Here is an 18,773-nt window from a genome sequence, read left to right as displayed (position 1 = left end):
ACATTGGCACCGACTAATCAATCGGTGTTTTTTTTATGAAACCACTTCCCAAAGGGAGTTCAAAATTATTGAATGCTTGGGCCTTTTACGATTGGGCCAACTCCGTTTACAGCCTAGTAATCGCTTCTGCCGTGTTTCCGATCTTCTACGGAGCATTATTCGAGATTGCTGAAACCGAGACGGTTGTTTTTCTAGGAGGTGAAATTCGGAGTACGCCTCTTATTAGTTACACTACTGCAGCTGCCTTCTTAGTCGTATCTATAATATCACCCTTATTATCGGGGGTTGCTGACTATATTGGAAACAAGAAGATTTTTATGAAGTTCTTCTGTTATTTAGGGGCCTTATCATGTATCGGACTTTACTTTTTTAGCTTAGAACATATTTATATTAGTTTGTTACTGTATTTTTTAGCCCTAATTGGCTTTTGGGGAAGTTTGGTATACTATAACTCATATTTACCTGATATTGCCTTCCCAGAACAACAAGATCGAATAAGCGCCAAGGGGTACTCATTGGGATATATAGGGAGTGTTTTATTACTGGTCTTTAATCTTGCTATGGTGATGAAGCCTTCTTGGTTCGGTTTGTCTGAAGGAGGAGAAGGAAGCATGAAGGCTATGCAAATATCCTTTATTACCGTCGGGGTTTGGTGGATTGGTTTCGCACAATATGCCTTTTATTTCCTTCCCAAGGGAACAACGGGAGGTAAAAAAATGAGCCGTAGGATCTTATTCAATGGGTTTCGGGAATTAAGAGGTGTGTATCGTTCGTTATCTGAGAATATCAAATTAAAACGCTATCTAGCTGCATTTTTCGTCTACAGTATGGCAGTTCAAACGGTAATGCTAGTGGCTACCTATTTTGGTGAACAAGAAATAGGATGGGGTGGGGCCGATGAAAAAACGATGGGACTTATTATTAGCATTCTTATCATCCAGTTAGTAGCCGTAGTAGGTGCAACACTCACCTCTAGAGCCTCTGCTAGATTTGGGAACATCCCCGTATTGATATTCATAAATCTTGTTTGGGTAGGAATTTGTGTGGTTGCGTATTTTATATCGGCTCCAATTCAGTTTTATATTACTGCCGGATTCGTCGGGCTGGTTATGGGAGGTATTCAGTCGCTTTCTAGATCGACTTATTCCAAATTCTTACCTGAAACAGAAGATACAACCTCCTATTTTAGCTTTTACGATGTCGCCGAAAAAATTGGTATCGTGATTGGAATGTTATTGTACGGATTTATTGATCATATTACTGGAAGCATGCGAAATTCGGTACTGTTTCTCGTGTTATTTTTCGGAATAGGGGTGTTCCTTTTATTCCGAGTGCCAAGAAAAAAGGAATTCTAAACAATTTTTGATTATGTTTGCGGTTATTACCTATGCAAACCACTTACTTATGAGATTACTTCGACCCATTAGTTACATTTTATCAGCTTTTGCTATTCTTTTCTTTACTGCTTGCGATACGGAAACGTTAGAAGGTGACTTTCCTCAGAATGAAGAAATTGATCTTGAGGAAGGGCAGTTTGTTGCCGCTATCAACGATCAATCTTTTGCAGCGGCAAATGCATCCGCAGTATTAACCACTTCTAATGTGCTGACCATAACGGGTATTAATCCGAATACAGGTGCTTCAATACAAATTCGTGTTGAAGACGCTTCTATTTCAACGTTCAATCTTACTGCGAATCCTAGCACTCAAAATAGGGCTCGGTATTTCGAAAGTCCAGAAAGTACGAATCCTTATGTTTCGGAAGGGGTATTAGGCGGTTTTGGTCAAATGAATCTAACTGAGATAATCGAAGACCCTCAAACAATATCAGGTAATTTTACTTTTGAAGGTGTTCGCCAAGCCACTGATGACGATGGAAACCCATTGGAAGATGGTGCCGGAAACCCTATCCTTGAAACGATAACGGTGACGCAAGGAGCCTTTTTGAAAATTCCATACACCATTGAAGATGATAACGACGATGACGATGATGATGATCAAAATCCAACAGATGTTTTCTTTGCAAATGTCGATGGTGAAGAATTTGTAGAAACGACACTAACCACTACCTTATATGAAGTGGGCATGAAACCTATTATAAAGATTGAAGCGCAGACGGATGCCGGAGAACTACTTCGTATCGATATTCCAGAAGGTTTAGGAATTGGTACTTTCGACATGGTACAGCTATCCGACGGTACTCAGCTTATCGGAATTTATAACGACGGACAAGGCGGTACCAATCTTACTTCGAATCCTGGAACAATCACCATTACAGAGTTTGGAACCCTTACCGGTCGCATTGTAGGTACTTTCTCCTTTACGGGCACCGATCCGCTTGAGGAAGATCCCGCTGTTGTAGAAGTTACCGAAGGTAGCTTCGCTGTTTCCTATGAAGCTACGGCTTCTCCGTCCATTAGGGGAAGTGTAGACGGAATACCTTTCGAAACTACGGCCATCAGTTTTGATGAGATACCTTTTGGCGGTAATATTTATACCATAGTTTCGGCCGATTTCGAAGACCAGCGCATCATTCTAACCTATAATCGCCAGTTAGAAGAAGGAGAATACATTATGAGTATTGGTTATGTAGAAGAAATGGATGTATTTGCTACTTATATTCCTGACACTACTGAAGAAGAACCAATAGAATATTATTCGAATCCTGGAAGTTTTTCAATTTCGAACTATAACTCAAGTACCGACATTATCGAAGGGAATTTCAGCTTTACTGCCGACCAACCTGAAAATGAAGATTCCTTGCAGTTTGAGATTACTAACGGGCAATTCGCCTTGGAACTACCTCCAGCAGACTAAGTTTTTTATCATTTAAGTAAATTAGAAGCCCTCGGAACATCCCGAGGGTTTTCTTTTTACACCCCATGTGTGTTTCGCAACCTAAAGTTGTGTTAAAGAACAATAATATATACATTTTATAATTTATTGATTATCAGCGTATTGATGTTAAATATGCGTTAACGTTCATGTATTAACAAATTACTTAAGGGTGTTTCATTATTTATGTGGCAACAAACATTTAGTAATTATAATTAATACGCTATGAAAACAACAATGAAATTTTTATCTATATTCTGCTTTCTGCTAGTATTTGCAGCTTGTAGTGACGATGATTCCTCTGTGGACGACGATGGTCCAGATGCCGACTTCGGTGCAGAACTTTATGTAACGAGTAATACAACTGGGAATATCACTAAGTATGAAACAGATGACATGACAAGTCAGGAAACAGAAACATACCTTACGCTTTCCTCCGATAGTGAAGGAGTATTTTACAATGATCAGGATGATGCCCTAACAGTAGTTTCTCGTTCTATGCTTCAGTTGAACTCCTATACAGATATCGAATTATTAGATGATGGCGGTAATTTAAATATTGATTTTTCAAGTACTGCCAACTTAGAAAGTCCTAGAGATTTGGCCGTTAATGGTGATATATATGTAGTATCAGATAATGCTGATGTTGATGATGATCCGAATACTGATGATGGACGATTATTCGTGTATACTAGAGCAGCCGATGGATTTACCCTACGAAATACAGTAACAGTAAACTTTGCTGTCTGGGGAATTGAATTCGTTGGTAATGATCTGTATGTAGTGGTAGATAAAACATCTGATATCGCGGTATTCAATAACTTTGATACGACGTTCACAGCAGATGCTACGGAAGAACCTTCTAAGCGAATAACTGTTGAAGGAATTGTGCGTACACATGGATTGGCATTTGATGGTGGAACTATGATTTTGACAGATGTTGGAGATGCTGCATCAGATACCGATGGTGGGTTTCACATCATCACTGATTTTGAATCGAAATTTGATGCCACTGCCGATGGCGGAACACTTGTTGTAGCCAATAACCAAGTTCGTGTAGCAGGTAGTTCTACATTCTTAGGGAATCCTGTCGCAGCAGAATATGATGCAGATAGCAACACGGTATTTATTGCAGAACGTGCAAATGGCGGTGGACGTGTATTAGCATTTACCAATGCTGATGGCGGTGGAAACCTAGCGCCCTCTGTAAACAATCAACTAGAAGGAGCGTCTTCGCTGTATTTTGAAGAAGAGTAACTTCTAGCCTTTCTATAACACGAAAAAGCCGCTCCATGAGCGGCTTTTTTTATAAATGGAAATTTTAGTTTTGGGAAACTGATCCAGAACCCATCACTTTCGAGTCTTTCCGGCTAGGAGAACCATGATAGGTAATATCTCCAGAACCATTAACACGTGCTTTCAAACTATCTTTGGCCTGTACTTCCGCATCGCCAGAACCCGAAACATAGGCCTCTGTATGGTTCGATCTCAAGTCTTCACCATTAAAATCACCAGAGCCAGTAACCTTAACTTCCAGGTTCTCCGTAGCTCCTTTCAGTACTAAGTCGCCTGAACCCGTAACCTTCGCATCAATCTGTTCCGCATTTACATCTAGTACCACGTCACCCGATCCTGTAACTGAAGTGGTAAAGTTGGTAGCATCAATTCGATCGCTAGTTACAACATCACCAGAGCCCACTAATGAGACTTCATCCAAAGATTCAAAAGGTACGCTAATGTTTATACCTTTTTTGGTATATACGGAAACGCCGTTTTCAATACCGATGGTTAACTGGTTTCCATTACTTTCTATCTTAAGATATTCATGTAAATTGCTATCGGTACGAACGGTAATAGTACCTTCCGCTCCCGATTGAAGGGTTACATCCATAGAGCCCGTAACTTTTACTTTGTCGTAATTGTCTACCGAAATGGTTTGTTCGGTTACATTGCCATTACCTTTTACTTTGTTTTTCCCCCATTGGGCGGAAGCAGGTTGCCATATTAGACAACACAATGCTAATGTTAGTGTTACAATTGTTTTCATTTTAGTTGTTTTACGTTAGTTTTTGATGAATGTTACGCCACCATAGTCGGATTGGATATTAACGGTGTTTCCAGAACGTTCCTTTCCGTGATAGCCTTTATAAAATTTATCGGTATGATCGTTTTCACGTTGCAGTACCGTAACCTGTTCTTCTCCTTTCAAATTTGAATAGGAACAATCTACAACAAAATCGAAATGGTAGCCAGGAGAGAACCCTAGTTTTATACCTGTATAATCTGCTCGAATGGTAACGTCTTTGGCACTGGCAGCCATATTCTTCACGTGAATAGAACCATAATCGGTGTTCATATTAAGAGAACCTTTCACCGTGCCAATATGGTTGTTAACATAATCGCCGCGTCCCACGATATCGACAGCCTCTTCAACCATCACCTTACCATAGTCGCAATTATAATTTACAGATTTGGCCGAAACGATTTCCGATTGGGTATAATCAGCACTAATTTCTACCGATTCCGTTCTTTCCAGGGTGAAGCCACTGTAGTCGGCATTTATTCGACCACTCTTCATATAGCCAATCGTCGATTTATCGGTATAATCGAAATTCAACATATTATTATCCGCCTTCAATTCTCCAATGATAATTTGCCCGTAATCGCAACTTATCTTTGCATTGCCTTCCAATGTTGAAATATTGATAGCCCCGTAATCGTTGCTAAGGTCTACCGTGTTGGTTATTGGCATCTTAATCAAATAGTTTACCTCAACCGAAACATTGTTTTTGTTACCACCCCACCAGGACCAGCCTTTGTTTTGTTTTCCGAATTGGGTTTCGGCAGAGACGAGCGTTCCATTGGCGGTGAATTTTACATCTATTTCGCTAAGACGTTCTTTTACTTTCTCCTCATCGTTACCATTCGTCTTAATGGTTACTTCAATTACAGTTTTATTTTGGTTCCAGGTAGTGATATCCAGATTGCCATAACTGTTGTTTACACGCAATCCAGCATCGGCATTTACGGTAAAGTCGCGTTTAATCGTTTTCTCCTTGGTGTATTTACCCTTCATCTTTCCATTGCTTGCCAACACCATCGCTGGGGCGATAAGCAGAAGAAATAAGGTTTTAGATAGTAGTTTCATTTGTCATATTTTTAAGTGTTTCTAATTCTGAAATGGTTTCTATAACCGTTTGCAGTACATCGATTCTGTTTTGGAAATTATTGATCATGGCATAGATAACGCGTTTATCGTAGCCACTTTCAGCCAAATCGCCTTCCAATTTTTGATGTTCGGATTCCAAAATGGTGATTTGTTCCAGCGCATCGTCGACCAATGCTTTGGTTTGCGGATTTTCAAGAGTTTTGAGCGTCCTCAATTCTTGAGCGATGGTTGCAGTAAAGAAGGTTTCTGTCTTTTCCATTTCTGGCGAAACGGCCGCCAATCCTTGCGGTGTTGGCGTATGGTTCCATACTGAAAATACAATGGCAAAACAGGCGGCAATACTTGCTACAATGGCAAGTGGTTTCCACAGATTGATGGTTTTTGTTGAAGGGGTCTGAACCTGCTGGTTTTCCAAAGAGGCTGGCGTTGCCGTTAGCTTCTTCATAAACCGTTTTGTATGACCATCAGGTGTTTCGGCAAGGTCGAACTGTCCCTCAAGATCTTTGAATAGTATATTTATATCGTCGTTTTTCATGATGCTTTACTTAGTTGCTTTCGTAAACTTTGTTTAGCGCGGGAAACAAGTGTCCTGCAGTTTGCATAACTGATTTGCATGATCTCACAGATTTCATCATAATCATACCCTTCAATAAAGTGTAAGGTTAAAATTTGTCTGTAGCTTTCATGTAATCCATCCATACAACTCATGACACGATTGGCATCGGTAGCTATTGGGGGAGCTTCTGATCCTGAAAGCGCTTCTTCGCCTTCATCCGCTATTATCGAATCCTCCAGCGAAACTGTTTTTTGATTATAATGATATTTCGAAATACTTTTATTAATCACAATTCGCTTTAACCACGCCCCGAAGGTTGCCGTTCCTTTAAATGTATCCAATTTCGAAAAGGCTGTGATAAAGCCTTCTTGCATAATATCTTCTGCTTCGGCGGTTTCTTTTACAATACGCAACGCAACGTTGTACATTGCATTTTGATAGCGAGAATACACCTCAAGCTGCGCCAATTGGTTTCCCTGCTGACAAAGAACTAATAGTTGGTTGATATTTGTTTCGGTTAGTGCCAAAAAACAATACTGTTTACCCTAAAGATACGGCAAGTACCAAATTGTTACACTTGGATGAAAAATTTTTTCGTGAACCGTGAACCGTGAACCGTGAACGGTGAGTAGGGAGTAGGGAGTAGGGAGTAGGGAGTAGGGAGTAGGGAGTAGGGAGTGAATTAATAATTATCCAGCACCCAGCATCCATCATCCAACATCCAGGACCCAGCACCCAGCATCCAGCACCCAACACCCAACACCCAACATCCAACATCCATCATCCACAGTATCAAAGTATCAAAGCATCTAAGTATACATCAACTGCCGACTAAAGACTGTAGACTACCAACCAACCCCTGCTTGGCATAACTATTGAACAAATAGAGCGGAAATCGAACGGAAGTATGAGGTAATCAACTGATTTCCAATCAAAAATTATCAAAACATTAATAATAAAACAGCATTGTATCGCCTACTTTAGTGACACAATGTCGGAAACAACTATATGAGCAGAAGTAAACTTACCGATTTAGACAGTTTGTCATTGCAGGATCTCGACCAAGATGCAGAGTTAATCCCACTGATGACGCCAGAAGATGAAGATGCGATGGACCGAGAGGAACTTCCGGATATTCTTCCCATTTTACCCTTACGAAATACGGTGCTCTTTCCAGGAGTTGTCATTCCCATTACAGCAGGTCGCGATAAATCGATTAAACTGATCAACGAAACCAATAAATCGACCAAAACAATTGGAGTGGTTTCCCAAAAGGATGAAGAGGAAGAAAACCCAGGCCTAAACGATATCAACACCATTGGTACCGTAGCCCAAATTCTTCGAGTATTAAAGATGCCCGATGGTAACACTACGGTCATCATTCAAGGAAAAAAGCGATTTGAAGCAACTGAAATCATCACGACCGAACCGTATATGACTGCAACAGTACGTGGCGTCTCGGAAGCAAGACCAGCAAAGGAGAACGAAGAGTTCAATGCGATTATCGATTCCATCAAGGAAAATTCTTTGGAAATTATCAAGGCAAGCCCAAATATTCCTTCAGAAGCAGCCTTCGCCATTAAAAATATTGAAAGCACCAGTTTCTTGGTGAATTTCGTTTCTTCCAACCTTAATATTCCAGTTGATGAAAAACAGAAACTCCTTGAGATAAACGATCTTAAGGAACGTGCACTTGCTACGTTGAAACATATGAACGTAGAGCTTCAGAAACTGTCGCTTCGTAACGATATCCAAAGTAAGGTTCAAAGTGATATCAACCAGCAACAGCGTGAATATTTCCTTCAACAACAAATGAAGACCATCCAAGAGGAATTGGGTGGCAATAGTACCGAGGCCGAGATTCAGGAAATGAAAAAACGCGCCAAAAAGAAAAAATGGGGCGATGAACCGCAAAAGCATTTTGAAAAGGAACTCATCAAATTGCAGCGCATGAATCCGCAAGTAGCGGAATATAGCATTCAGCGAAACTATTTGGATTTAATGCTAGAACTGCCGTGGAACGAATTCAGCAAAGATAAATTCGACCTGAAACGTGCACGAAAGATTCTCGATCGCGATCACTATGGACTTGAAGACGTGAAGAAGCGTATCATCGAATACTTAGCAGTTTTGAAACTTCGAAATGATATGAAGTCACCAATCCTCTGCCTGTATGGACCTCCAGGAGTGGGTAAGACCTCATTGGGTAAATCTATCGCGGAGGCACTCGGACGCGAATATGTACGCATGAGTCTGGGGGGATTGCGAGATGAAGCTGAAATCCGAGGTCATCGTAAAACATATATCGGTGCGATGCCGGGACGAATTATCAAGAATCTTAAGAAAGCGGGAACGAGCAATCCTGTTTTTGTGTTGGATGAAATTGATAAACTATCAAAAGGAACCCAGGGCGACCCCTCTTCAGCGATGCTAGAAGTATTGGACCCAGAGCAGAACAGCGAATTCTACGACAATTTTCTGGAATTAGGATACGATCTTTCGAAAGTGATGTTTATCGCAACCTCTAATACCTTAAGTTCCATTCAACCTGCATTACGCGACCGGATGGAAATAATTCGAGTGACGGGATATACGGTTGAGGAGAAAGTAGAAATTGCAAAAAGACATTTACTTCCGAAGCAATTGGAAGAACACGGGCTTTCCAAAACCGATCTAAAAATTGGTAAGAAACAATTGGAAAAAATTGTGGAAGGCTATACGCGTGAAAGCGGTGTTCGCGGGTTAGAAAAGCAGATTGCAAAAATGGTGCGCTATGCAGCGATGAAAATCGCAATGGAAGAAGAATACGACAAGAAAGTAATCTTCGATACCATTAACGAGGCATTAGGACCACCAAAGATGGAACGTAACAAATATGAGAACAACGATGTGGCAGGTGTGGTAACAGGTTTGGCGTGGACAAAAGTTGGTGGCGATATTCTCTTTATAGAATCTACACTTTCCAAAGGAAAAGGTCAGTTGAATATGACCGGTAACCTCGGAAAGGTTATGAAGGAGTCGGCTACCATTGCCATGGAATACATAAAGGCGAATGCCGATCAATACGGAATCGATCCAAATGTGTTTGAAAAATATAATGTTCATATTCACGTACCAGAAGGGGCTACGCCAAAGGATGGACCAAGTGCCGGTATTACGATGCTCACTTCATTGGTGTCCCTTTTCACCCAAAGAAAGGTAAAGAAGAGTATCGCCATGACGGGAGAGATTACGCTTCGCGGAAAAGTACTACCAGTAGGTGGAATTAAGGAAAAAATCCTAGCTGCAAAACGTGCGCATATCAAGGAGATTCTTCTGTCGGAAGAAAACCGTCGTAATGTAGAAGAGATCAAGGAAGAATACCTTAAGGGTCTTACCTTTCACTATGTAAAGAATATGGAAGAAGTATTGGAACTAGCGCTAACAACGCAAAAAGTGAAGAACGCCAAAACCCTATAAAAGTATTGCCGGTTGCGAATCTAAATATCATGCAATCGGCAAATGCTTTTTTCCCTCTCTAAAATAAAGTAATATTGCAGTCGTTTAACTAGCGAAGGAAACTGGCTAACGACGTCCATGCTCAAAAAATCCATTCTTTATGTTTTTATGGTATTCACCACTGGGATAATTGCTCAGGTCGGTGGACGCGCGACGTATCAGTTTCTTAATCTAGTAACCTCACCACGTCAGGCTGCACTAGGAGGGAAGACCGTTACGAATTACGATTACGATCCTACCCAGGCGATGTTCAATCCGGCCAGTATCAATCCGGAGATGGACAACCAGCTTTCTATCAATTATGGAAATTATATCGGTGATGTGAACTATGGAACTGCTTCTTATGCCTATCTGTGGGATCGGCGTACCCAGGTATTGCATACGGGAATTACCTATATCAATTACGGAAACTTTGATGGTTACGACGAACAGGGAAATGCAACCAATACCTTTAGTGGTGGTGAAGTGGCCCTTTCGTTCGGACATGCGCGGAATATAGCTTTTACCAATTTTCATGTTGGGGCGAATGTGAAGTTGATCTCTTCAAAATTGGAACAGTATACGTCCTGGGGAGGTGCCTTGGATATTGGAGTGATGTATGTCTATGAAGATTGGGACCTTCACATAACAGGGGTTGCACGAAATATAGGAACCCAGTTTTCACCCTATCATGAAACTTATGAGCGATTACCTTTCGAACTTATTTTCGGAATCTCTCAAACTTTACAAAATATTCCAATTCGGTGGCATTTCACCTTAGAGAACATGCAACAGTGGAACGTGGCGTTTGCTAATCCAAATAGGGATGAAACCGACTTGGAAGGAAATACCACCTCAGAAAAGATTAATTTCATCGATAATGCCTTTCGCCATATGATCGTAGGGATTGAAATATTCCCAGAAAGCGGTTTCAATCTTCGATTGGGGTATAACCTTCGCCGAGGGGAGGAATTGCGCATTGCTGAACAGCGCTCTTTCGCTGGTCTGAGTGCTGGTTTTTCAATACGTTTAAATAAAGTTCGATTAAGTTATTCGTATGCACGTTATAATTTTGCCGCTTCAACCAGTACCTTTGGGCTAAATATAAATCTTCAATAAATGCGCAACATTACCATTGCAATCGACGGCTATTCTTCAACAGGAAAAAGTACCGTGGCCAAACAGTTGGCCGATTGGCTGGGATATGTGTACGTAGATTCGGGAGCTATGTACCGCGCGGTTACCTTATTTGCGATGCAAAATGGACTGATTTCAGAAAATCATTTCGATAAGGAGACATTGATTGAAATGTTAGGAGAAATATCACTTCATTTTACGCGTGATGAGGAAAAAGGAATTGCAGAAATTTATCTGAACGATAAAAATGTTGAAAAAGAAATCCGGACCCTTGAAGTTTCTGAATTTGTAAGCCCTATTGCCGCTGTGTCTGAAGTCCGCAAAAAATTGGTTGAACAGCAACAGCAGATGGGAAAGGATAAAGGAGTGGTAATGGACGGACGCGATATTGGAACGGTCGTATTTCCTTATGCTGAATTAAAAATTTTCATGAATGCTTCACCCGATGAACGCGCTAAGCGACGGTATCTAGAACTGATAGATCGTGGCGATAAAGTTTCCTACGATGAGGTCTTGGCAAATGTGAAGGAACGCGACCATATCGATACGACGCGAAAGGATTCTCCCTTAAAAAAAGCCGATGACGCTATCGAAATCGATAATAGCGAAATGAATCTTGATGATCAGTTTCACATTATTCTACAATTGGCAAAAGACCGAATGGCGGGACGAGTTTGAGTGAACGGGGATCAGTGAATGGTGAACGATGAATAGTCGATAGTGACTGTATTACTTAGGCACCCAACACCCAACACCCAACACCCACACCATCAAATCCCAAATCCCAAATTCCAAAAAACGCATAGTCACTAAAATGTCATTTTCTCCTAGACTTCTCAACTCCTAGACTTCTCAACTCCTAGACTCCTCCACACATCTTCAAATTACCTCATTTTCAAATTGACTCACTTTTCACAGTATCCACAGTATCCACAGTATCAAATCCCAAATCCCAAATTCCAAATTCCAAAAAACGAATAGTCACTAAAATGTCTTTTTTCTCCTAGACTTCTCAACTCCTAGACTCCTCCACTCCTCCACACATCTTCAAATTGCCTCATTTTCAAATTGACTCATTTTTCACAGCATCCACAGTAGCTATAGCATCCATAGCATCAAATCCCAAGTCATAAATCGTCAATCGTATATCTTCAATCGAATTCCCCACTTTCCTTTGATATTCAAAAAATAAGCGGTACTTTTGCGCTCCTTTTGACGGTTAAGTAAGGCGAAAGGAACTATTTGAAAATCAAACTGAAATAATCCTTCTGTAGGATGTCCGTCGGTAGCCTTTACAAGAACACAGAATACAAACCCTTGGTTGGTTTCAGCAAATCGAAACAAACCAAATTTTTACTAAATGGCTGATAAAGCAAACAAAGAAGAAGCTGTAGCAGAAAAAGAAACAGCAACAAAAACTTCCGAAGCTACCGAAAGCAAGAAGGAAGAACAAGAACAACCAAAAGAAGAGCTTTCCCTAAAGCAGCAGAACCCAGAGAAATTCCTAGAGGAATTCAACTGGCACAACTACGAGGAAGGCATCGATCCTATCGATGACGGAAAGCTTGAGGAATTCGAAAAACTAGTAGCCGAAAACTTCGTAGATACGATCGACGATGAGGTAGTAGAAGGTGAAGTGGTACACATGACCGAGCGCGATGCGATTATCGACATCAACGCAAAAAGTGAAGGTGTAATTTCCCTAAACGAATTCCGTTACAACCCAGATTTAAAGGTAGGCGACAAGGTAGAGGTATTGATAGACGTGCGTGAAGACAGTACAGGTCAATTGATTCTTTCTCACCGTAAAGCGCGTACTATCAAGGCTTGGGAGCGCGTAAACAAAGCATACGACGATGGTACTATCGTAAACGGTTACGTAAAGTGCCGTACGAAAGGTGGTATGATCGTAGACGTATTCGGAATCGAGGCATTCTTGCCAGGCTCACAGATCGATGTGAAGCCAATTCGCGATTATGATGCGTATGTAGGTAAAACAATGGAATTCAAAGTGGTGAAGATCAACCACGAATTCAAAAACGTTGTGGTATCGCATAAAGCGCTTATCGAAGCCGATATCGAAGAACAGAAAAAAGAAATCATTAGTCAACTTGAAAAAGGTCAAGTACTCGAAGGTGTCGTGAAGAACATTACATCCTACGGTGTATTCGTAGATCTTGGAGGTGTAGACGGATTGGTACACATTACCGACCTAAGCTGGTCGCGTATCAACCACCCGAACGAGATCGTAGACCTAGACCAGAAGTTGAACGTGGTAATCTTGGACTTCGACGAAGACAAGACACGTATCCAACTTGGACTAAAACAATTGAAGGCACATCCATGGGATGCGCTTGGAGACGAGCTGAAGGTTGGCGATAAAGTAAAAGGTAAAGTTGTGGTTATTGCCGACTACGGTGCTTTCGTAGAAGTTGCGGAAGGCGTAGAAGGACTTATCCACGTAAGCGAAATGTCTTGGAGCACACACTTGCGTAGCGCTCAGGACTTCGTAAACGTTGGCGATGAGGTAGAAGCACAAATCCTTACCCTAGATCGTGAAGACCGTAAGATGTCCCTTGGTATCAAGCAATTGACGCCAGACCCATGGACCGACATTACGAGCAAGTATCCTGTAGGCTCTAAGCACAAAGGAATCGTTCGTAACTTCACTAACTTCGGTGTATTCGTTGAAATGGAAGAGGGAATTGATGGACTTATCTACATCAGCGACCTTTCTTGGACGAAGAAAATCAAGCACCCAAGCGAATTCTGTAACATTGGCGACAAGCTAGAGGTTGTAGTACTCGAATTGGATGTAGAAGGCCGTAAGTTAAGCCTTGGTCACAAGCAAATCGAAGACAATCCTTGGGATAAGTATTCCGATGAGTTCGCAGTAGGAACCAAGCACACTGCTACTATCGACGAGATCGTTGATAAAGGTGCTACTATCGAATTCAACGAGGATATCACTGCGTTCGTACCGAAGCGTCACTTAGAGAAAGAAGACGGATCTGACCTTAAGAAAGGGGAGGAAGCCGAATTCCAGATCATTGAGTTCAATAAGGAATTCAAGAAGGTGGTAGCGTCGCACATGACAATCCATAAGGAAGAAGAAGCGAAAATTGTAAAAGCTGCTGCTAAGAAACAAGCACAGCAAGCCGAAGATTCTAAAACGACTCTTGGCGATGCCAATCAGAAGCTTCAAGAACTGAAAGATAAATTGGACGGTAAGAAATAAACCATTCAGTTTTCTAAATATTCTAAAGCCCTTCATTTCGAAGGGCTTTTTCTTTTGGGCGTTCCCCACGCCAGTGCCGTGGGTCGGGGATTCAGCTATATCTATTTTATTGGGCACAGAGGTCATTATCCTAAGGCAACCCATATATAAACCACAGAACAGTCTAAGGGTACTGAGTTTGTCCTCCTGAGCCTGCCTCAGGACGAAGTGCCCAATAAAATAGGATGCCGCTTCAATCCCTAACGCATTTCGTGCCCTAATCCTAAAAAAATACCTTACTTTTGTATGCTGAAAACGCTTCAGCACCTACCTATGAGCCAAAAAGTGTTATTGAACGCAACCGAGATGCACATCGCACTTCACCGTCTGGCTTGTCAACTGATTGAAAATCACGATACTTTTTCAGAAACAGTCCTTATCGGAATTCAACCGAGAGGTATTTATTTAGCCGAACGACTGAAAAAACTACTAGAAGAGGAATACGAAATAGAAAATGTCCAACTTGGATACCTGGACATCACCTTCTACCGAGACGATTTCAGAAGAAGTGTGAAACCACTCGAGGCCAACAAGACCAACATCAATTTTGTGGTAGAAGACAAAAAAGTAGTCTTTATCGATGATGTGCTGTACACCGGACGAAGTATTCGATCAGCATTAACCGCTATTCAATCCTTCGGACGACCACTCGAAATAGAGCTCTTAACCTTAATCGATAGAAGGTTTAGTCGTCACCTGCCCATTCAGCCCGATTATCGCGGCAGACAGGTAGATGCTATTGGCGACGAAAAGGTAAAGGTGTGCTGGAAAGAAAACGATGGCGAAGACGCCGTATATCTAGTTAAAAAATAAGGAAACGCAAATGGAACTGAGCGTACAACATTTACTGGGCATCAAATACATCACCGAAGATGATATTCAGTTGATTTTCGAGACGGCAGACCATTTTAAGGAGGTCATCAACCGTCCCATTAAAAAAGTTCCCTCGCTTCGCGACATAACCATCGCCAACCTATTCTTCGAAAATAGTACGAGAACCCGCTTGTCTTTCGAATTAGCGGAAAAGCGGCTTTCGGCAGATGTTGTTAACTTTTCGGCGGCTTCTTCCTCGGTTAAAAAAGGAGAAACCCTAATCGATACCGTAAATAACATCCTTTCCATGAAAGTGGATATGGTGGTTATGCGCCACCCAAATCCAGGAGCAGGCGTATTTCTTTCAAAACATATCGATGCTAGTATCGTAAATGCAGGCGATGGTGCCCATGAGCACCCAACCCAGGCGTTATTGGACTGCTACTCTATTCGAGAACGATTAGGCGATGTGGCAGGAAAGAAGGTGGTTATCGTGGGGGATATCCTTCACTCAAGGGTAGCGCTAAGCAATATCTTTGCACTTCAGAAACTCGGTGCTGACGTAAAAGTGTGCGGACCAAAGACGCTTATACCCAAGCACATCGATAAAATAGGAGTGGAGGTGGAACTCGACCTGAAAAAAGCATTGGAATGGTGCGATGTTGCCAACATGCTCCGCGTGCAGAATGAACGTATGGATAGCAGCTACTTCCCAAGTACACGTGAATACGTGCAACAGTACGGAGTGAATAAAAAATTATTGGATTCCCTTTCAAAGGAAATTACAGTTATGCACCCGGGTCCGATTAATAGAGGCGTGGAAATAACCAGCGATGTGGCCGATAGCAAGCAAGCGATTATTTTAGATCAAGTACAGAATGGTGTTGCGGTCCGAATGGCCGTGCTATATTTGTTGGCTTCAAAAATTGAACGCAATGAAAATTAAGAATCACGACAACTTTGTGGTACTCGAGGATGAACAGTACGATATAGCCGATTTTGCTTCATTTCTAGAATATCAAATTCCAAATAAGTACAAAGGGCAAAACGTTATTGTAAATCTATTGAGTTACGATTCCATGACCTTACAGGACCTATTATTGTTTTTGAAAACGTCTAACCTTCACCGAAAAACCAAACAATCCTTTGTTTTAGTAAACGATGCCCTAAATCCCGATGAAATTCCGATGGAAATGATAGTTGTTCCTACCGTACAGGAAGCAGAGGATATCATTGAAATGGAGGAGATTGAACGTGACCTCGGGTTTTAGAAATCTCAAGTACTGCCGTCCTTGGCAGGAAACTTGTTCATAGTATAGAAATTATTTTTCTACCTTAAACGTACCGTATATGAAGCTTACCATACTTGGATGTCATTCAGCAACCCCTCGCTGGGATGCTAATCCAACTTCTCAAGTATTGGAAATGCGCGGCCACCTGTTTTTGGTCGATTGTGGGGAAGGTACGCAAATGCAACTTCGTCGGAATAAGGTGAAATTTTCACGAATCAAGCACATTTTCATTTCACACCTACACGGTGACCATTTTTTTGGGCTAGTCGGTTTAATTTCAACCTTTCGACTATTGGGAAGGGAAGCCGACCTTCACGTATACGGTCCTAAGGGAATCAAACAAGCCGTTGTTTTTCAATTGAAAATTGCCAAATCATGGACCAATTATTCACTTTTCTTTCATGAATTGGAATCGATCGAGCCGGAACTGATCTTTGAAGACGATAAAGTATCGGTAACAACTATTCCCTTAGATCATCGTGTTTATACCAACGGCTTTCTTTTTAAGGAAAAGCCAAAAGAACGTACTTTAGATTATCAAGCAGCCCAAAAAGCGGGTATTCATCATACGTACTTTCAAAAATTAAAGCAAGGGGAGGATGTTGAAAATGAAAAGGGAGAAACCATCCCTTTCGAGACAGTAACCGATAATCCGCCACCGATAAAGAGCTATGCCTTTTGTAGCGATACTGCCTATTTTCCGCAAATTGTTCCTCAAATTAAGGAGGCAACAGTCTTGTATCACGAATCCACTTTTTTGGAAAGTCATCACCATCTTTGTGATCCTACAAAACATAGCACGGCGAAAGAAGCCGGCGTAATCGCGAAAAAGGCAAATGTGGGAACGCTAATTTTAGGACATTACTCAGGTCGATATAGCGACCGAAGCCTCTTTAAAAAAGAAGCGGAAATCGTCTTCCCAAAAGTGGAGTTGGCCGAGGACGGAAAAGTCTTCGACTTTTAATACATATTTAAAATTCCGAGCTTTTATAGCCTTTCCAAAACTCGTACCTTGCATATAAAACAAGGGTATGGCCGAAAACCTTCACGATCAGCGGAAATCATACGAGAAAGATGCCTTGGTTCGCGATAGTGTAAGCGATAATCCGATGCAGCAATTCAGAACCTGGTTTCATGAGGCAAACGATAATGAAACAGTCGACGAGGCCAACGCGATGACGCTTTCAACCCTCAATCCCGATGGATTTGTACGCGGTCGAGTGGTACTGTTGAAGAAATACGACGAAAATGGTTTCTACTTCTATACCAATTATGGCAGTGAAAAAGGAAAATCAATCGCACATCATTCAAAGGTGTGTCTCTCCTTTTTTTGGGCTGGATTGGAGCGACAGATCATCATAAAGGGAACAGCAGAGAAGACTTCAGAAGAAGATAGCACCAACTACTTCCATTCGCGACCTCGTGGCAGTCAGTTAGGCGCTTTGGTAAGCCATCAAAGTGAAACGATTGCAGATCGAAAGACGATGGAGGAGCGATTGGCTTCACTCGAAAAAGAATTCAAAGGAAAGGAAATTCCAAAACCGGAGGATTGGGGAGGCTATTTGGTGAAACCTGTTGAAATAGAGTTCTGGCAAGGGCGACCGAACCGATTGCATGATCGACTGGTATATACGCTAAAAGCCTACGATTGGCAATTGAGTCGCCTTCAACCTTGATAAATCCAATGATTTTTTAGATATTTTTGACTAACCAACAATTAACGAATTACTATGAAAACCCTCTATATGGTTCGCCATGCGAAATCTTCTTGGAAATACGATGTAGACGATCATATGCGTCCGCTTAAAAAACGTGGTCATAACGATGCTACCTTGGTTTCAGAAAAGGTTAAAAACGAAGTGGCAGCACCGCAAAAAATTATGAGTAGCGATGCCAATCGTGCGCGCACTACTGCAGAATATTTTAAGGAGGCATTCGATATATCGGAAGAAAACTACGAATTAAATCATGACCTGTACGATTTTAGCGGTCAATCGGTCATGCAAACCATAAAAGGATTTGACGACTCGTTGGATCGTGTTATGATCGTTGGTCATAATCATGCATTTACCAGCCTTGTCAACATGCTAGGAAATGAACAGATTGAAAACTTGCCAACCAGTGGCTTTGTCATGATCGATTTCGAAGAAAACTCCTGGGCCGATATATCAACTGGAACAACTGTAAAAATGGTATTCCCGAGACACCTAAAATAGG

18 protein-coding genes are annotated in these 18,773 nt (G+C 41.5%); 13 read left to right on the top strand and 5 right to left on the bottom strand.

From position 1 onward, the window contains the following. Window positions 1-35: 35 nt before the first annotated feature. From I4Q58_RS10725 to I4Q58_RS10715, 3 genes are all read left to right on the top strand, one after another. The gene (locus I4Q58_RS10725; RefSeq protein WP_203295860.1) at window positions 36-1,355 is read left to right on the top strand and encodes an MFS transporter; all 1,320 of its coding nucleotides are present in this window, start codon (window positions 36-38) and stop codon (window positions 1,353-1,355) included. Between the two features lie 49 nt (window positions 1,356-1,404). Next, complete coding sequence (locus tag I4Q58_RS10720; protein WP_203295859.1) at window positions 1,405-2,817, top strand: DUF6252 family protein; 1,413 nt, start codon at window positions 1,405-1,407, stop codon at window positions 2,815-2,817. A 243-nt stretch (window positions 2,818-3,060) separates the two neighbouring features. Further along, window positions 3,061-4,092, top strand: a complete 1,032-nt coding sequence (locus tag I4Q58_RS10715; protein ID WP_236002893.1) for a hypothetical protein — start codon at window positions 3,061-3,063, stop codon at window positions 4,090-4,092. Window positions 4,093-4,156: 64 nt separating this feature from the next. On the opposite strand, the gene I4Q58_RS10710 is transcribed toward I4Q58_RS10715, so the two are convergent. The 4 genes from I4Q58_RS10710 to I4Q58_RS10695 are packed head-to-tail and all read right to left on the bottom strand — an operon-like array spanning window position 4,157 to window position 7,087. Next, window positions 4,157-4,882 carry a head GIN domain-containing protein gene (locus I4Q58_RS10710; protein WP_203295858.1) on the bottom strand — a complete coding sequence of 242 codons (726 nt, stop codon included), beginning with the start codon at window positions 4,880-4,882 and terminating at the stop codon, window positions 4,157-4,159. Between the two features lie 15 nt (window positions 4,883-4,897). Continuing rightward, window positions 4,898-5,983: a hypothetical protein gene (locus I4Q58_RS10705; protein WP_236002892.1), complete on the bottom strand. Its 1,086-nt coding sequence runs from the start codon at window positions 5,981-5,983 to the stop codon at window positions 4,898-4,900. Beyond that, window positions 5,967-6,539 carry a hypothetical protein gene (locus I4Q58_RS10700; RefSeq protein WP_203295857.1) on the bottom strand — a complete coding sequence of 191 codons (573 nt, stop codon included), beginning with the start codon at window positions 6,537-6,539 and terminating at the stop codon, window positions 5,967-5,969. The genes I4Q58_RS10705 and I4Q58_RS10700 overlap by 17 nt, the downstream gene beginning before the upstream one ends. After that, complete coding sequence (locus I4Q58_RS10695; protein ID WP_203295856.1) at window positions 6,536-7,087, bottom strand: RNA polymerase sigma factor; 552 nt, start codon at window positions 7,085-7,087, stop codon at window positions 6,536-6,538. The genes I4Q58_RS10700 and I4Q58_RS10695 overlap by 4 nt, the downstream gene beginning before the upstream one ends. Before the next feature lie 481 nt (window positions 7,088-7,568). Here I4Q58_RS10695 and lon point away from each other — a divergent pair, with 481 nt between their 5' ends. From lon to cmk, 3 genes are all read left to right on the top strand, one after another. Beyond that, window positions 7,569-10,019 carry an endopeptidase La gene (gene lon, locus I4Q58_RS10690; protein ID WP_203295855.1) on the top strand — a complete coding sequence of 817 codons (2,451 nt, stop codon included), beginning with the start codon at window positions 7,569-7,571 and terminating at the stop codon, window positions 10,017-10,019. A 117-nt stretch (window positions 10,020-10,136) separates the two neighbouring features. Next, window positions 10,137-11,156, top strand: coding sequence for a type IX secretion system protein PorQ (gene porQ / locus I4Q58_RS10685; protein ID WP_203295854.1), 1,020 nt, complete (start codon window positions 10,137-10,139; stop codon window positions 11,154-11,156). After that, a complete protein-coding gene (cmk, locus tag I4Q58_RS10680) occupies window positions 11,157-11,852 on the top strand; it encodes a (d)CMP kinase (protein ID WP_203295853.1) in 696 nt (231 codons plus the stop codon). Window positions 11,853-12,311: 459 nt separating this feature from the next. On the opposite strand, the gene I4Q58_RS10675 is transcribed toward cmk, so the two are convergent. Further along, window positions 12,312-12,518, bottom strand: a complete 207-nt coding sequence (locus I4Q58_RS10675) for a hypothetical protein (protein ID WP_203295852.1) — start codon at window positions 12,516-12,518, stop codon at window positions 12,312-12,314. Between the two features lie 16 nt (window positions 12,519-12,534). On the opposite strand from I4Q58_RS10675, the gene rpsA reads away from it, so the two are divergent. The 7 genes from rpsA to I4Q58_RS10640 all read left to right on the top strand — a co-directional run bounded on the left by rpsA (window position 12,535) and on the right by I4Q58_RS10640 (window position 18,772). Then, the gene (gene rpsA / locus I4Q58_RS10670) at window positions 12,535-14,412 is read left to right on the top strand and encodes a 30S ribosomal protein S1 (RefSeq protein WP_203295851.1); all 1,878 of its coding nucleotides are present in this window, start codon (window positions 12,535-12,537) and stop codon (window positions 14,410-14,412) included. 312 nt (window positions 14,413-14,724) lie between these two features. Then, on the top strand, window positions 14,725-15,264 hold the full coding sequence (pyrR, locus tag I4Q58_RS10665) for a bifunctional pyr operon transcriptional regulator/uracil phosphoribosyltransferase PyrR (RefSeq protein WP_203295913.1): 540 nt from the start codon (window positions 14,725-14,727) through the stop codon (window positions 15,262-15,264). Window positions 15,265-15,274: 10 nt separating this feature from the next. After that, window positions 15,275-16,210 (top strand): aspartate carbamoyltransferase catalytic subunit, encoded by a 936-nt coding sequence (locus tag I4Q58_RS10660; RefSeq protein WP_203295850.1) that lies wholly within the window; start codon window positions 15,275-15,277, stop codon window positions 16,208-16,210. After that, the gene (locus tag I4Q58_RS10655) at window positions 16,200-16,535 is read left to right on the top strand and encodes a ribonuclease Z (RefSeq protein ID WP_203295849.1); all 336 of its coding nucleotides are present in this window, start codon (window positions 16,200-16,202) and stop codon (window positions 16,533-16,535) included. Before I4Q58_RS10660 ends, I4Q58_RS10655 begins: the two co-directional genes overlap by 11 nt. A gap of 79 nt (window positions 16,536-16,614) precedes the next feature. Beyond that, on the top strand, window positions 16,615-17,520 hold the full coding sequence (locus tag I4Q58_RS10650; protein ID WP_203295848.1) for a ribonuclease Z: 906 nt from the start codon (window positions 16,615-16,617) through the stop codon (window positions 17,518-17,520). A 67-nt stretch (window positions 17,521-17,587) separates the two neighbouring features. Then, window positions 17,588-18,232, top strand: coding sequence for a pyridoxamine 5'-phosphate oxidase (gene pdxH / locus I4Q58_RS10645; protein WP_203295847.1), 645 nt, complete (start codon window positions 17,588-17,590; stop codon window positions 18,230-18,232). Between the two features lie 54 nt (window positions 18,233-18,286). Then, window positions 18,287-18,772: a SixA phosphatase family protein gene (locus I4Q58_RS10640; RefSeq protein ID WP_203295846.1), complete on the top strand. Its 486-nt coding sequence runs from the start codon at window positions 18,287-18,289 to the stop codon at window positions 18,770-18,772. The last annotated feature ends 1 nt before the right edge of the window (window position 18,773 follow it).

Source organism: Luteirhabdus pelagi, from assembly GCF_016827595.1.
Classification (GTDB): domain Bacteria; phylum Bacteroidota; class Bacteroidia; order Flavobacteriales; family Flavobacteriaceae; genus Luteirhabdus; species Luteirhabdus pelagi.
The sequence above is the reverse complement of the archived record's forward strand: the minus strand, read 5'-3'. Positions and strand labels throughout refer to the sequence as shown.